General features: G+C 65.4%; 15 protein-coding genes. 8 read left to right on the plus strand and 7 right to left on the minus strand.

Annotated features, from left to right (window positions below; translation table 11 throughout):
* The 7 genes from KBY72_RS12390 to KBY72_RS12420 all read left to right on the plus strand — a co-directional run.
* The coding region (locus KBY72_RS12390; protein WP_254993718.1) for a glycosyltransferase at window positions 1-577 on the plus strand (577 nt) is incomplete at its 5' end.
* 196 nt (window positions 578-773) lie between these two features.
* Window positions 774-1,922: a GDP-mannose 4,6-dehydratase gene (gmd, locus tag KBY72_RS12395; RefSeq protein WP_254993719.1), complete on the plus strand. Its 1,149-nt coding sequence runs from the start codon at window positions 774-776 to the stop codon at window positions 1,920-1,922.
* A complete protein-coding gene (locus KBY72_RS12400; protein ID WP_254930827.1) occupies window positions 1,922-2,335 on the plus strand; it encodes a nucleotidyltransferase substrate binding protein in 414 nt (137 codons plus the stop codon). Before gmd ends, KBY72_RS12400 begins: the two co-directional genes overlap by 1 nt.
* A complete protein-coding gene (locus KBY72_RS12405) occupies window positions 2,332-2,676 on the plus strand; it encodes a nucleotidyltransferase family protein (RefSeq protein WP_254993720.1) in 345 nt (114 codons plus the stop codon). Before KBY72_RS12400 ends, KBY72_RS12405 begins: the two co-directional genes overlap by 4 nt.
* A complete protein-coding gene (locus tag KBY72_RS12410) occupies window positions 2,673-3,674 on the plus strand; it encodes a GDP-L-fucose synthase family protein (RefSeq protein ID WP_254930829.1) in 1,002 nt (333 codons plus the stop codon). Before KBY72_RS12405 ends, KBY72_RS12410 begins: the two co-directional genes overlap by 4 nt.
* A 115-nt stretch (window positions 3,675-3,789) precedes the next feature.
* Window positions 3,790-4,014, plus strand: a complete 225-nt coding sequence (locus tag KBY72_RS12415; RefSeq protein ID WP_254930830.1) for a hypothetical protein — start codon at window positions 3,790-3,792, stop codon at window positions 4,012-4,014.
* 202 nt (window positions 4,015-4,216) lie between these two features.
* Window positions 4,217-4,378: a hypothetical protein gene (locus KBY72_RS12420; protein ID WP_254993721.1), complete on the plus strand. Its 162-nt coding sequence runs from the start codon at window positions 4,217-4,219 to the stop codon at window positions 4,376-4,378.
* 387 nt (window positions 4,379-4,765) lie between these two features.
* Here the strand turns inward: KBY72_RS12420 and KBY72_RS12425 are convergent, their stop codons facing one another.
* The gene (locus tag KBY72_RS12425; RefSeq protein WP_254962221.1) at window positions 4,766-6,046 is read right to left on the minus strand and encodes an MFS transporter; all 1,281 of its coding nucleotides are present in this window, start codon (window positions 6,044-6,046) and stop codon (window positions 4,766-4,768) included.
* Window positions 6,047-6,117: 71 nt separating this feature from the next.
* Here KBY72_RS12425 and KBY72_RS12430 point away from each other — a divergent pair, with 71 nt between their 5' ends.
* Window positions 6,118-7,716 carry an alpha/beta hydrolase gene (locus KBY72_RS12430; RefSeq protein WP_254932267.1) on the plus strand — a complete coding sequence of 533 codons (1,599 nt, stop codon included), beginning with the start codon at window positions 6,118-6,120 and terminating at the stop codon, window positions 7,714-7,716.
* Window positions 7,717-7,719: 3 nt separating this feature from the next.
* Here KBY72_RS12430 and KBY72_RS12435 read toward each other — a convergent pair whose 3' ends face one another.
* The 6 genes from KBY72_RS12435 to KBY72_RS12460 all read right to left on the minus strand — a co-directional run bounded on the left by KBY72_RS12435 (window position 7,720) and on the right by KBY72_RS12460 (window position 13,994).
* On the minus strand, window positions 7,720-8,886 hold the full coding sequence (locus tag KBY72_RS12435) for an ATP-binding protein (RefSeq protein WP_254932266.1): 1,167 nt from the start codon (window positions 8,884-8,886) through the stop codon (window positions 7,720-7,722).
* 135 nt (window positions 8,887-9,021) lie between these two features.
* Window positions 9,022-10,053 (minus strand): ABC transporter permease, encoded by a 1,032-nt coding sequence (locus tag KBY72_RS12440; RefSeq protein WP_254932265.1) that lies wholly within the window; start codon window positions 10,051-10,053, stop codon window positions 9,022-9,024.
* Complete coding sequence (locus KBY72_RS12445; protein WP_396121905.1) at window positions 10,050-11,489, minus strand: ABC transporter substrate-binding protein; 1,440 nt, start codon at window positions 11,487-11,489, stop codon at window positions 10,050-10,052. The genes KBY72_RS12440 and KBY72_RS12445 overlap by 4 nt, the downstream gene beginning before the upstream one ends.
* A 208-nt stretch (window positions 11,490-11,697) precedes the next feature.
* Complete coding sequence (locus tag KBY72_RS12450) at window positions 11,698-11,922, minus strand: hypothetical protein (RefSeq protein WP_254932263.1); 225 nt, start codon at window positions 11,920-11,922, stop codon at window positions 11,698-11,700.
* A gap of 260 nt (window positions 11,923-12,182) precedes the next feature.
* Window positions 12,183-13,514 (minus strand): homoserine dehydrogenase, encoded by a 1,332-nt coding sequence (locus KBY72_RS12455; RefSeq protein ID WP_254993722.1) that lies wholly within the window; start codon window positions 13,512-13,514, stop codon window positions 12,183-12,185.
* A gap of 48 nt (window positions 13,515-13,562) precedes the next feature.
* Window positions 13,563-13,994 carry a SufE family protein gene (locus tag KBY72_RS12460; protein WP_254962410.1) on the minus strand — a complete coding sequence of 144 codons (432 nt, stop codon included), beginning with the start codon at window positions 13,992-13,994 and terminating at the stop codon, window positions 13,563-13,565.
* Between the last annotated feature and the right edge of the window lie 28 nt (window positions 13,995-14,022).

A 14,022-nucleotide genomic window follows, 5' to 3' on the forward strand; every position in this document is an offset into this window, starting at 1 on the left:
CGTGCTCTATTCCGGCAACCAGGGCCGTTGCCACGACCTGGTCACCCTGCTCGGTGCGGCCCTGCTGCTTAAGGACGAGCCCAGCTTCCAGTTTCTGTTTATCGGTAAAGGGCCCCAGCACCAGCGGGTGCGCCAGCTTGTCTACGACTGGGGTCTCAGCAACTGTCGCTTCCTGCCCTATCAAGACCTTGATGTGTTGCCCTATTCGCTCACCAGTGCCGATCTGGCCGTTGTGAGCCTGGGCATTGATGCCGAAGGTCTGGTGGCCCCCAGCAAGCTCTACGGCCACCTAGCCGCCGGCACCCCGATCGCGGCGATCACTCCCCCCGGCTCGGATCTGCAGCGCTTGGTGCAAAACCACGGCTGCGGCCGCTGGTTTGCCAATGGTGATTCAGCCCAGCTAGCCGACTGGATCCGCCAGCTCCGGGTCCAACCCGAGCTAGCCGCTGCCTGTGGTGCCGCCGCTCGCGAGCTGCTGCTCAGCTCTGCCTCGCCCCAGATCGTCACCGAGCGCTACTGGTCCCTGCTCCAGCGCCACCTGCCCGCAGACAAGCAGCTCAACACCTTGGCGCCTTAGCCACCAGATGAACCGCGTACGGCATCGGTGGGCAGCGATCTCGCCGGGCAAAGGCGCATCGTGATGGTGATTTCCTGCGGCTTCTCAATCTGCCCATCGCTAAGTTGCCCGTACTAAGGGGTCAGGCTTGAAGTCGCGCTAGAGCTTCTACTGGTCATTACCGGTCATTTCAGCCCCCATTCCCTCTTTCACCCCCATGACCGTGCCCGCCAAAACCGCCCTGATCACCGGCATCACCGGCCAAGACGGCTCCTACCTAGCCGAGCTGCTGCTGGAGAAGGGCTACGTGGTGCACGGCATCAAGCGGCGCGCTAGCAGCTTCAACACCAGTCGCATTGATCACCTCTACCAAGACCCCCACGAGAGCGATCCCAGGCTCGTGTTGCACTACGGCGATCTCACCGACAGCACCAACCTGATCCGCATCATCCAGCAGGTGCAGCCCGATGAGATCTACAACCTCGGCGCCCAGAGCCATGTAGCCGTGAGCTTTGAGGCGCCCGAATACACCGCCAATAGCGATGCCCTCGGCACCCTGCGGATCCTGGAAGCCGTGCGCATGCTCGGGCTCACGCACAAATCCCGCATCTACCAGGCCAGCACCTCCGAGCTCTACGGCCTGGTGCAGGAGATCCCCCAGAAGGAAACTACGCCCTTCTATCCCCGCAGCCCCTATGGGGTGGCCAAGCTCTACGCTTACTGGATCACGGTGAACTACCGCGAGGCCTACGGGATGTATGCCTGCAACGGCATCCTGTTCAACCACGAATCACCGCGGCGCGGCGAAACGTTTGTGACGCGCAAGATCACCCGCGGCCTGGCCCGCATCAACGAAGGCCTCGATGGCTGCCTGTTCATGGGCAATCTCGATTCCCTGCGCGATTGGGGCCACGCCCGCGACTACGTGGAGATGCAATGGCGCATGCTGCAGCAACCCGGCACCCCAGAAGATTTCGTGATCGCCACCGGCCGCCAGGAATCGGTGCGGCGCTTCATTGAGCTGGCAGCCAGCGAGCTGGGCTGGGATGGTGGTGGTGGGCCCGCCATCGAGTGGCAGGGAGAAGGCGTGGAGGAAATCGGCCGCCGCGCTGACACCGGCGCCGTGGTGGTGCGCATCGATCCCCGTTATTTCCGCCCCGCCGAAGTGGAAACCCTGCTCGGCGATCCCACCAAAGCCCAACAGAAGCTGGGCTGGACCCCCACCACCACCTTGGAAGAGCTGGTGGCCGAGATGGTGGCAGCCGATAAGCAAGAGGCGGCCAAAGAAGCCCTGCTGCGCCGCAAGGGCTTTGCGGTGGTGGGCTCGATGGAGAATCCACCCACCAAGTCTGCCGGCGTGAGTTGATGGCAGAAGACATCCGCTGGCAGCAGCGTTTCAGCAACTACAACAGGGCGCTGGCTCAGTTGGAAACCTTCGTAGAACCACCCGCGCTGAACGAACGCGAACAGCAGGGGCTGATCAAAGCTTTTGAATACACATTTGAACTGGCCTGGAATACCTTGCGGGATCTCTTGCGCAGCCAGGGCAATACGACGCTGCTGGGTTCGCGTGACACCCTGCGGGAAGCCTTTCGCCTTGGCCTGATTGATGCGGGGGAAAGCTGGATGCTGATGATTCAAGATCGCAATCTCACCAGCCACAGCTACAACCGCGCTACGGCTGATGCGATCGCAGCTCAGATCCTCAATAGCTACCTGCCCTGCTTCCAGCAACTAAGCCAGAGATTGAAATTGCGAGTTCTAGAAGAGCAGCAATGACCAACCATTGCACCCCTACACCAGCAACTAGCCCAGCGGCTCTCCTTGGAATCCCAGAGAGCTCAGCGAGCCAACTGCTGAATCTGCTCATAGACCAAGCCCAGCTCGAGGCTATCTGGCTGTTCGGCTCGCGGGCCATGGGACGCCATCAGCCAGGATCTGACATTGATCTCTGTCTTGAGGCGCCCCAGTTGGGCCACAGCGATCTCCTGCGTTTGATGCATGCCGTGGATGAGCTGTGCCTTCCCTGGCGGGTGGATCTGCTGCTGCAGCATCAGCTGGATGCCGAGGTGCGGGCCCATGTGCAACGGGTGGGGCGCCCCATCTGGAAGCGCCAATGACAGCCTCTCAATCGACCCTGATCACCGCCGCCGACCGCATCTACGTGGCCGGCCACCGCGGCATGGCCGGCAGTGCGATCTGCCGCGCCTTGCTGCGCTCTGGCTATGGCGATCCGGCCCAGGGGGGTGCCCTCCTCAGCGCCACTCGCGAGCAGCTTGATCTGCTCGATCCCTCAGCGGTTGCGGCCTGGTTTGCCATCAACAAGCCCACGATCGTGGTGCTGGCGGCAGCAAAGGTGGGCGGGATTGCGGCCAACAGCGCCTATCCGGCCGATTTCTTGCTGGAGAATCTCAAAATCCAGACCCACGTGATCGAAAGCGCCTGGCGCAGCGGCGTGCGGCGGCTGTTGTTTCTTGGCAGCAGCTGCATCTACCCCAAACTCGCTGAGCAGCCGATTCGGGAAGAAGCCCTGCTCAGCGGGGCGCTTGAGCCCACTAACGAGTGGTACGCGATCGCCAAGATCAGCGGCATCAAGCTCTGTGAGGCCCTGCGGGCCCAGCATGGCTTTGATGCCATCAGCCTGATGCCCACCAACCTCTACGGCCCGGGCGACAACTACCACCCCACCAACAGCCATGTGCTGCCGGCCCTGATCCGCCGCTTCCATGAGGCAGCCGAGGCCAACTCCCCCAGCGTGACCTGCTGGGGCACAGGTAAGCCCCTGCGGGAGTTTTTGCATGGGGATGATCTCGGCGAGGCCTGCCTGTTTGCCCTCGAGCACTGGCAGCCCGGGTCTGATCAGCTCCAGTTTCTCAACGTGGGCACGGGCATCGACCTGAGCATCCGCGAGTTGGCAGAGGCCGTTGCGGCCGCCACCGGTTTCCAGGGCGAGATCTGTTGGGACGCCAGCAAGCCCGACGGCACCCCCAAAAAACAGCTGGATGTCAGCCGCCTGGCGGCGCTGGGCTGGCGGGCGCGAATCCCTCTTTCTGAAGGCTTGGCCAGCACCGTGGCTGAGTTCCGCCAGCAGCTGGCCCAGCAGAGCGTTCGCCTTTAGTGACCCCATGCATCAATTTTGTTGTGCTCAAACTATGCGTTTATGCAGGTAGACAGTTGCCGCGATAGGGCCGCCTCCGGGTTGCTCCAGAATGGATAAAAGCCCCCGTGGTGTCATGACTGACCCTTCCCAGCAACCCGCACCCTCCTCCCCTCCTGAATCGCAGCCCGAATTGCAGCCCGAATCGCAGCATGATTTCGATGTGCAGAAGGAGCTGCACCAGAAGATCCGCAATGATCCCGACTACGACGACTGGGAATACGGCACCGAGCCCCTGCCCCACGAAGCCTGGGTCGCTAAGCAGGCCTCCGCTCAAGAACAACCACCGGCCTCGGCCTGAAGCACGGCTCCCTCGGAATCCGTACAACTTCTAGAAGTCGTACGGCTTGTACGGAAATCAGGATCGCGTCGCTCAACACCCCAGGCCGCTAGGCGCCCCAATCAGTACCGGGTGTTTCAAGGCGCCCCCGACCCAATCCGCCCGAAAGCCCCTGCCCTGGATTCCCTGAAAGAACTAAAGCAAGAAATGCTTTCGCGGCTGCGTGCCCAGCATTCCTGCCATGGTTGTTGCCAAGCGCACCAGCAAGAACCAGCTCACCCCCCTGCATCCCGGTGGGGCCGATGCGGTGCGCACGCGATTGGCTGAGCTGGGCATCAGCGAGGCCGACGTGACTGATGCGGCGAACTGGGCGCGGCAACCGTGAGGCCGGCCCCGCTGCGCGCCGTGCTCGACATGAATGTGCTGGTGTCTGCGCTGTTGTTTAGCCAAGGGCGGCTGAGCTGGCTACGGACCAGCTGGCAAAAGGGTCGGCTCACGCCCGTATTGGCTGAGCCCACGGCCCGGCTGCGGATCGGGAGCGCTTGCTCGAGGATCTGCTCCCCTGGTGCGAAAGCTGGTCCGCTGCGATCCCCAGTAGCACCTACCGCGTGCGCGACCCCCACGATCAGGTATTCCTGGATTTGGCCCTGGCTGCGGCAGCCCCTGAGCCCCCACCCCCCTCTGATTTGCAACTGTGCAGGAATTTGTACAGCTTGTACAGATTTCGGACTGGGTTTCACATCGGACTGGGTTTCACATTTTGGACAGGGTTTCAGCTCACCCCTTCCGATCCAAAATCCGCAGCTGGCCTCGGACTGAGTCGCTTCACCAGGTTGAGGCCAGCCAGGCATAGCAGGGTCATGCCGATCCAGAAGCCACCGGCGTGTCTTTGGGCATCGAGGGCTAAGCCGGCCAGCAGTGGCGCCCCTAGAGCGCTCAGGGCAAAACATTGGGAAAAAAGAGCCATGGCCAAGCCCTGGTGCTCCCTGGGACTGAGCTCGATCACCGCTGCGGTGGCAATCGGCAGGAAAGCAGCTGCCCCTAGGGCCAGGGGCAGCTGGGCCAGCAGCACCAGCCAAAGCCCCTGGCTGCTCAGGGCTGAAAAGGCCAGCAGCACCGTGCCCATGGCAAAGCAGGCCAGGCTCAGCCCCAGCCCCTGCGCTATCGGACGCTTGGCCAGGGCCTGACCCACCGGCCACTGGATCAGCACCAGCACGCCTAGCTGCAGGCCAACTAGTAGAGCCCCCAGGCTTTCGGGCATGGCGGCCCGCTCCAGGCCGCCGCGCACCAGATCCAGGGGCAGGGCGCTCTGCATCAGTGCCGGTAGCGAGGTGGCCAGCAGGCTGATCGCTAGTAGCGGCAGTAGTGGCGGCAACCATTGGCGCCAGGGGGTGTGGTCGGCTGGATCGAAGCTGGCAGGGCTAGCCCGCTGCAGGGGCTGCTTTAGCAGCAGCAATACCACCAGCAGTAGGCAGATGATGTCGATCAGGTAGATGCCCCGCAGATGGCCGGCCGCCGCCAGCAGCGCCCCGAGCAGGGCTCCAGCCGCAATCCCAGCCGCATCGGCGCTGCGCACCAATGCATAGCCCCGGGCGGTGGGAATCGGGGCAGGCCCCATGCGGCAGCCCAGGGGCACCGCCAGCTCAACCGCCGGCCAGTAGAGCCCGGCAGCGATGCCGATCAGCAATTGCCCCTGCACGTAGCCCGGGAAGCTGGCCGTGCCAAACAGCCGCAGATCCCCCAGCAGGGCTGCTAGGGCGGCCAGTAGCACCGGTATCGAGCAGGCCAGCCCCCGATCCAGCAGCATGCCGCTCATGAAGCGACCAGCCGTGCCCGCCAGCGCCGCCAGCGCCAAGCCCTGGGTCACCGACTGGGCGCTGAAGGCCGCCTGGTGGAACACGATCGGCGTTAGGTACAGCACCCCACCGGCTCCAAATGAAGCCACTAGGCGCACTAGGGCCACCTGGCGCAGTGCCGCCGGAAACTGGCCCAGCCAGCCGGACTGCGCCGGACTGGCGTTACCTGGCGGACTGGCGGAACGGAAGGGGCGCAAACGGGCCGTTAGCTAGGTGAGGTGAGTCTGGCGCCCTGGCGCGGGAGAATAAGAAACCCTTGCCTTTGGCCTTGGCTCGCCGCTCGTTCCGCCTTTGGTGTTGCTTTGCCGGAGCTCTGGCCCTGGGCTGCATGCCTGCTTGGGCTGCCGAGGAGTTGGTGCTGCAACTCGATGGCCTGGAGCTGCCCATCGACCTGGTGGCCCTGGAGTCTTGGACTCGCCAGCCCGAGCAGGCAGGGAATGGCCTGCAAGCGTGGCTCACGCTGCTGGATTCCCAGAGTCGCCGCGACCTGGTCCGCTTGCTGCAGGCGCCGCTGCTGCGGGATCGCAGCTTTGGGCTGCAGCTGCTCAACAGCTGGACCGGTGAGCAGATGCTTAAAGAAGCCGGCAGCCTGCTGACCACTGGCCCCGCTGACCGCAGCACGGCACCGCTGCTGCTCAGCAGCCTGCGTCAGTTGCTGGAGCGGCAGAGCAGCGTCTCCGCCCTGGAGCTGCTGCGGGCCCTGCCTGTGGCCAGCGTCACCCTGCGCCTCGATGGGGCGCTGCAGCTGGCTGGACAGTGGCGCAGCCAGCTGAAGCGGCAAAACACTGCCCTCCAGCGGTTGCGCCAGCTGCCCCTGCCCCGGCGTAGCTCCAGTCCTTTGGGGTTTACGAGCGCCGTGCGGCGCCAGCCCCAGCGCCTGCAGTTGCCGGTGCCCCATCGGGTGGCGCCCCTGCCTCTGGAGCTATGGCCTGCCCAGCAGGCCCGCCGTGGCCCTTGGCTACTGCTGATGCCGGGCCTGGGCGGCAGCGCCGACCAGCTCAGCTGGTTGGCGGCGGCTCTGGCCGACCGGGGTTGGCCCGTCTTGGTGGTGGTCCATCCCGGCAGCGACCAGCAGGCACTGCAGGCGTCGCTGCTTGGTGATGCCCCACCGCCCGGGGCCGAAACCCTGCCCCAGCGCCTGGCAGATCTGCAGGCCGTGCTTGAGGCCCAGCGGGAGGGTCAGCTGCCTGCTTTGGGCCCGGCGCCTGCGGGGGAGCAGGGAGTGGTGCTGGGGGGGCACTCGCTTGGTGGCCTGGCTGCGCTGATGGGGGCTGGCCTGGTGCCGGAGCGGGGACTTGGTCGCCGTTGTGAGCTGGCCCTGGCGTCCTTGCCGCTCACCAACCTGTCGCGGCTGCTCCAGTGCCAGCTGCCTCGGATCACCGGTGATGGCGACGCCAGCGCAGGCCCCTTGCGGTCCCAGGCCACGCCCTTGCTGGGAGTGGTTGCCTTCAATGGTTTCGGCAGCCTGCTTTGGCCCCACCGCGGCCTGCAAGACCTCAACGTGCCGGTGCTGCTGGTGGGCGGCAGTCTCGATCTGGTGACGCCTCCGGTGCAGGAGCAGCTGGCCGTGTTTGCTGGAGCCACCCATCCCCACAGCCGCCTGGTGCTGGTGGAGGGGGCCAGCCATTTCTCACCGGTGCGTATCGACAACCGGGGCGAAGCGTTGTTTCGACTCGGTGAGGAGCTGGTGGGCATCGAGCCCCTGAAGGTGCAGGCGCTGCTGCTCAACGTCACCAGCGAATTTCTGCAGGGCTTTGAGCATCCATTGCTGCTTTCCCCCCAGCGGCGCGAACAGGACGGCGTCCGGGCCTATGTGCTCGATCGCCACCAGGCTCGCCGCTGGCAGGGGTTGCTGCCGCCGGAGTGAGCTTCAGCGGCTGGCCTGCAGCAAGGTGCAGAGCTGGCTGGGGTTGATCCTCTCGATTCCATCGCCGATGCCGTATTGCTCGTCACCGGCGTAAACCAGGAAGCTCCGCTTTGGCTGCAGGTCGGCCCGGGCCTGATGGAACCCCTTGCCTGGTTTCGCGGCCAGGCCGCGTTTCACCTCGATCGCCCAGCGCTCGGGCCCAGGCAGATCCAGCACCAGGTCCATTTCAGCTCCGGCAGCGCTGCGGTAGAAACAAGCCTGTGTGCGCTCGGGAGCGACGCTGAGCAGCTGCTCGATCACGAAGCCCTCCCAGCTGCCGCCGGCCACCGGGTGGCCCAGGACCGCTTCCCGGTTGTCCAGGCCCAGCAGGGTGTGCAGCACGCCACTGTCCCGCACATACACCTTGGGTGATTTCACCAGCCGCTTGCCGGTGTTGCTGTGGAATGGTGGCAGACGTCGCACCAGCAGCAGGTCAACCAGCAGATCTAGGTAGCGAGCGGCCGTTTTGCCATCCACTCCCAGCCCCCGGCCCAGCTGGGCGGTGTTTAGGAGGCCTCCCTGGTCGTGGGCCAGCATGGTCCAGAAGCGCCGCAGGGTTTCCGCTGGGATCCGAGCACCGAGCTGGGGAATGTCCCGCTCTAGGTAGGTACGAATGAAGTTGCTGCGCCAGATCACGCTGCCGGGTTCATCACCGGCCAGAAAGCTCTCCGGAAAGCCGCCGCGAATCCACAGCAGCTCCTGCTGCGGTGCTCCCACCTCCAGCAGGTTGAAACCCTCCAGTTGCAGGTAGGCGATGCGTCCCGCCAGAGATTCGCTCGATTGGCGCAGCAGATCGAGGGAGGCGGAACCCAGCAGCAGAAAGCGATGGCTCCGCCTGCCGCTGCGGCGGCCCTGGTCGATCAGGCCCCGTAGCACGGCAAACAGCTCGGGCAGCCGTTGCACCTCATCCAGGATCACCAGCTTGTCGGCATGGCTGCTCAGATACAGCTCGGGGTCGCTCAGCCTGGCTCGATCGCCTGGCGATTCCAGATCGAGATAGAGACTCGTTTGATCAGCGGCGATCTGTTCCGCAAGCGTCGTTTTGCCCACCTGCCTGGGGCCCAGCAGAGCCACGGCGGGAAACTGATTCAGCCGCTCGCGCACCAAGGCCAGCTTCTGCCGCTGCAGCACAGGTTCCTCTGCTTTTACACACTATTTATCCTTGCATTTCTGGAGCAAGGCTCCCGATTTGCAAGGATTTTGCAAGTTTAAGACTCAGGTTTAAGGCTCAGGTTTAAGGCTCAGGCTTGAGCTTCAGAGACAAGCTCAGAACTTGATGCGCGGATCGAGCACGGCCACCAGTAGATCCACCAGCACCGTCACCAGCACCACCAGGCCGGCCACCACCACCACGATGCCCTGCACCAGCGGGTAGTCGCGCTGGCCGATCGCTTCCTGCAGCCGGAAGGCGATGCCGGGCCAGGAGTAGGTGACCTCGATCAGCAGCGCTCCGCCGATCAGCGACGCCACGGTGATGCCCGTGATCGTGAGCACCGGCAGCAGGGCATTGGGCAGGGCGTGGCGCAGCACCACCCGGGCCTCGCCCAGGCCGCGGCTGCGGGCTGCTTCCACGTAATCGGAGCCGAGGCTGCGGCGCAGATTGAGTCGCAGCGAGTTGGCGAAGATGCCGCTGAGCAATAGGCCCAGGGTGGCCGCTGGCAGCACCAGATGGCGCACACTCCCTAGCAGCAGCTGCCATTCGCCCGTGGCCAGGCCACTGCGCAGGCTGTCGAGCAGGTAGAAGCCGCTGCCCTCGGGCGGCAGCAAGGTGGGCGGGAAGCGCCCCCCCACCGGCAGCCAGCCCAGCCACACCGCAAACACCAGCTGCACCACCATCGCGGCCCAGAAGGGCGGTAGGGCATAGGTGCCGATGCCGTAGAGCCGGCCGGCGAGATCAAGCTTCCCTTCCGGGCGGGCAATGCCGGAAAAGCCCACCGCTAAACCCACAACGGCAGCCAGCAGCAGGGCCACCACCCCCAGCTCCAGGGAGGCCGGCAGGCTTTGGCGAATCACTTCCGTCACCGGTTCCTGGTTGGTGAGCGAGGCGCCCAGGTCGCCATGCAGCAACTTGCCCAGGAAGCTGCCGTACTGGTGCAGCAATGGTTGATCCAGGCCCAGCTGGGTCCGCAGTGCTGCCCGGGCGCTTTCGGGAGCGCGGGTGCCGAGCAGGGCGTCGATCGGATCCCCAGGCGCCAGCCGCAGCAGCAGAAAAACCAGGCTGGCGATCAGCCACAACATCAATGGCGCCAGCGCCAGTCGGGCGGCCAGGTAGCGCGATAGGGCCCGACGGCGGCTCATGGTTTGGTGCTCCCTTGGGGGGTCTGCTTACGGGTCAATTCCCGTAGCAATAGGCGGCCGGAGCCATCGAAACGGGGCTGGCTGATGCTGGGCTGGGCCCAGGCCCGCGGTGCCACCAGCCACACCGGTAGGTAGGGGTTGGCGGCTGCCGTTTGGCGCTGGATGCGGCGCAAGAGGGCGGCGCGGGCGGGGCCGGCTACGGAAGCACTGTGCTCCAGGTCTTGTTGCAAGCCGGGTTTGGCCCAGAAACTGCCACTGGCGGCGCTGGCCCCCTTGAGACAGCGCTCCCCTTTGGCTTCCTCACAGCCCAGCAAGGGCACCAGGTAGTTGTCGGCATCGGGAAAGTCGCCCATCCACTCCAGCAGGATTAGGGGGAAGGCCCCTTCCCCCAGCTGGCGGTAGGCGGTGGTGGCCTCCATGCCGGTCACCTCGAGCTCAACGCAATCGCCCAGATCTTGCTGCAGCTGGGCCTGCCAGGTGAGGGCAAACATCCTGTCGGCGGGGATGTTGGAGCGGAAGGTGAGCGGCAGGGCCAGGCGCTTGCCCTGGCAGTAACCGGCCTGGCGGTAGAGCTGGCGGGCCTTGGCTGGGTTGTAGCTGGGCCAGGCCTGGGGGTCGGAGCCCTTGAGGCTGGGGGGTACCAGCTCGCGCAGGGGCGGCCGCAGGCCCAGGGTTACCCGGCGGCTGATGGTGTTGCGATCGAGGCTGTAGGCCACCGCTTGGCGTAGCCGGGGATCGTTGAGGGGCGGCTGGTCGGTGAGCAGGGTGAGGTAGCCGATCTCCAGTGCCGGACCGCTGCCCTCCCGCAAGCTTCCAGCCGCAGCCTGGCGTCTCAAGGCGGCCTGCTGGTCGATTTCGAGGCTGGTCGAGAGCAGCACATCCACCTCGCCGCTCTGCAGGGCGCCGTAGAGGGCGGTGGAATTACTGAGCGACACCAGGTCGATACCGCCATTGGCGGGTTTGGCCCCCCAATAACCCGCAAACGGCTCTAAGCGTTGCTGCTGGCCTGTGAAGAAGCTGAGCCGGTAGGGCCCGGTGCCCACGAAGCGGTCATTGAGGAAGCGATTGCGGTGGTTTTTGTAGGCGCTGGGGGAGAGGGGCGTCAGGTTGACGGCGCTGAGCAGCTCGGCCAGGGGGCTGAAGGGGCGCTTGAGCGTCAGCTCGATTGTGTAGGGCCCCACGGCCCGCGCTGCACCTACCCGATCGCCCAGCAGGTAGCTGAGCTTGCCGATAGCCAGGAAGCGCTCCAGGCTGAACACCATGGCCGCGGCATTGAACGGCGTGCCGTCGTGGAAGCGCACGTCCTGGCGCAGCTGCACCTGGGCCTTGAGCCCGTCGGCGCTCAGCTTGGGCAGCGCCACTGCCAGGCGCGGCTCCAGCTGGCCAGCGGTATTGATCGCATAGAGCGGATCGCCGATCGCGCTCAGCAGCTGCATGGCGCCGAAGGTGTAGGCGCCGCCTGGATCAACCGTGTCGATGCGGTTTTTGCTGGCAACTACCAGCCGGTTGGCCGACGCCTCGTGCTCGGGCCGGCAGCCGGAAAGAGCCAGACCAGCTGCCAGGGCGCTGGTCAGCAGGGCTGCCGCCAGGGTTTGGTTCAGCCGCGGAGCGCGGGGCAAGGGGCGGCAGTCAAATCAACGCCATTCAAGACCGATGAGGCCAGGCAGGGCGCACCTGTTGCAGGGAAATTTCAAACACTTCCGATCCCTGCCGCGCCAGGGGCCAGCGGCGCAGCCAGCAGCGGTCGTGGTGGTCGTCGACGCCGATCACTTGGTATAGCTGCTCATCGCTTTCAAGCTGCACGCAGGCACCTTGGTGCAGGTTGACTGTGCTCGAGGCCTGGGCACTGGAGCAGGTGGGGCCGGTCATGGGGTTAGGGGCTAACTGATTGGTGCTTGCTGGGCCGATGTTGCGGGGGACAGGGGCTGAACACTGTTCGTCTCGCTACAAACATCGGCCTGGGTGTGGGGATCTCGACAGGGCTTGCCGCAGCACTGGCCCCTTCAGATCAGACCCCGCTGGGGTCTTAATAATTAATTTCGATTTACGCCCCCACTGTGGCCTGCCGCTGGCCCCAGTGGCCAGTTGATGGCGATTTGGAGACCTGATGGAGTCAATCAGGCCCGCTGCTACAGGGTGCGCAGGCAGGCGGCCACGGCCTGAACATCTGTCAGGGCCTCGATTGCGGCTAGGGCCTGGCGGAAGTTGGCTTCGCAAACCTCGTGGGTGATCACCACGATTTCGGCGCCGCCGGCGCTCTGGGTTTCGAACTGCACTATCGATTGAATCGACACCCCCGCATCGCCAAAGCAGGTGCCGATCGCACCGATCACGCCGGCCCGGTCGCTGGTGCGCAGCCGCAAGTAGTTGCGGTGGCTGGTTACGGCGCTCTCTACCAGGCGGCAGTCGCGCCAGCTGCCAGCTGCCAGCAGGGGATCGAGGGGCGCCTGAGTTCCCCTATCGCCAGTGGCCTGGCGGATGCCGGCGATGTTGAGAATGTCGGCCACCACCGCCGATGCGGTGGGTCCTGCTCCAGCCCCAGGCCCGTAGAACATCACCTGGCCCACGGGGTCTCCCTCCACCAGGATCGCGTTGTTGACCCCGTTCACCCCGGCCAGCGGATGGGCCTTGGGTAGCAGGGTGGGATGGACGCGCACATCGAGGAGCTGCACGGCTTGCTCGCCCGGCATGGCTTGCTCGTTAGGCATCGCCTGGGCCACGGCCAAAAGTTTCACCACATAGCCAAGCTGCTCGGCGTAGGCGATGTCGCGGGCATCGAGCTGGTCGATCCCCTCCGTTGGGATGGCCTCGCGGGGCACCGGACCGCCGTAGGCCAGGCCCGCCAAAATTGCGATCTTGTCGGCTGCATCTCCCCCCTGCACATCAGAGGCGGGGTCGGCTTCGGCGTAGCCCAGCCGCTGGGCGTCAGCCAGCACGTCTGGGTAGGCGGCTCCCTCTGCCGCCATGCGGCTGAGGATGTAGTTGGTGGTGCCGTTGATGATGCCGCTCACCCGCTGGATCCGGTTGGCTCCCAGGGACTGCTTCAGGGGCTCGATGATCGGGATGCCTCCACCTACTGCGGCTTCGATCAGCACGTACACCCCGCTGCGGGCGGCGGCGGCGGCGATCTCCTCGCCATAACGCGCAATTACGGCCTTGTTGGCGGTTACTACCGGTTTGCCGGCCGCAATCGCCCGCAGGATCAGGGAGCGGGCCGGCTCCAGCCCACCCATCACCTCCACCACGATGTCGACCGCCGGGTCGTCGACCACGGCTTCTGGGTCGGTGCTGAGCAGTTCGGCTGCCAATTCCACCGTGCGAGGCCGGTTCAGGTCGCGCACGGCCACCCGCCGCAGCTCCAGCTCGCCCACCAGCGGGTGGCGGCCGGCCGGGGTCGCCAGGATGGCTGCCACACCAGCCCCCACCGTGCCGAGCCCGAGCAAGCCGATGCCGATGGTCATGCGTTGGGGGGTAGCAGTGCGCCGATCCTATAAATCAACTGGCTTGGTCTAGGGGGTGGCCGCCAAGGACTGGGCCTGGGCCTGCATCAGCCGCAGGATGTTGAGAAAGCCGTTGGCCCTTGAGGGGGTCAGGCTGGCCTGCAGGCCGGTGGCGGCGATGAAGGCCGGATCAATGGCCGTGGCCTGCTGCGGCGTCAGCCCTTCGAGCCCCTCGATCAGCAGGGCCAGCAGCCCCTTGGTGATGGCGGCGTCGGAGTCACCGCGCCAATGCAGGGCGCCATCTGCTAGTTCGCCCACCACAAACACCTGCGAAACGCAGCCCTTCACCTTGAAGGCGTCATTGCGAAACTCCTCTGGCAGGGGCTCGAGCTTTTTGGCCAGCCAGAGCACGTATTCGTAGCGGCGGCGTGGATCGCTGGTGCTGGCCAGCCGCTCGACCATGCGGTCGAGGGCCGGGCTGCCGGTGGGGTCGATGCTCATCAGCGCCGGCCGCCGCGGCGCCAGCTCA

The organism is Cyanobium sp. BA5m-21 (genome assembly GCF_024346235.1).
GTDB classification, from domain to species: domain Bacteria; phylum Cyanobacteriota; class Cyanobacteriia; order PCC-6307; family Cyanobiaceae; genus Cyanobium_A; species Cyanobium_A usitatum.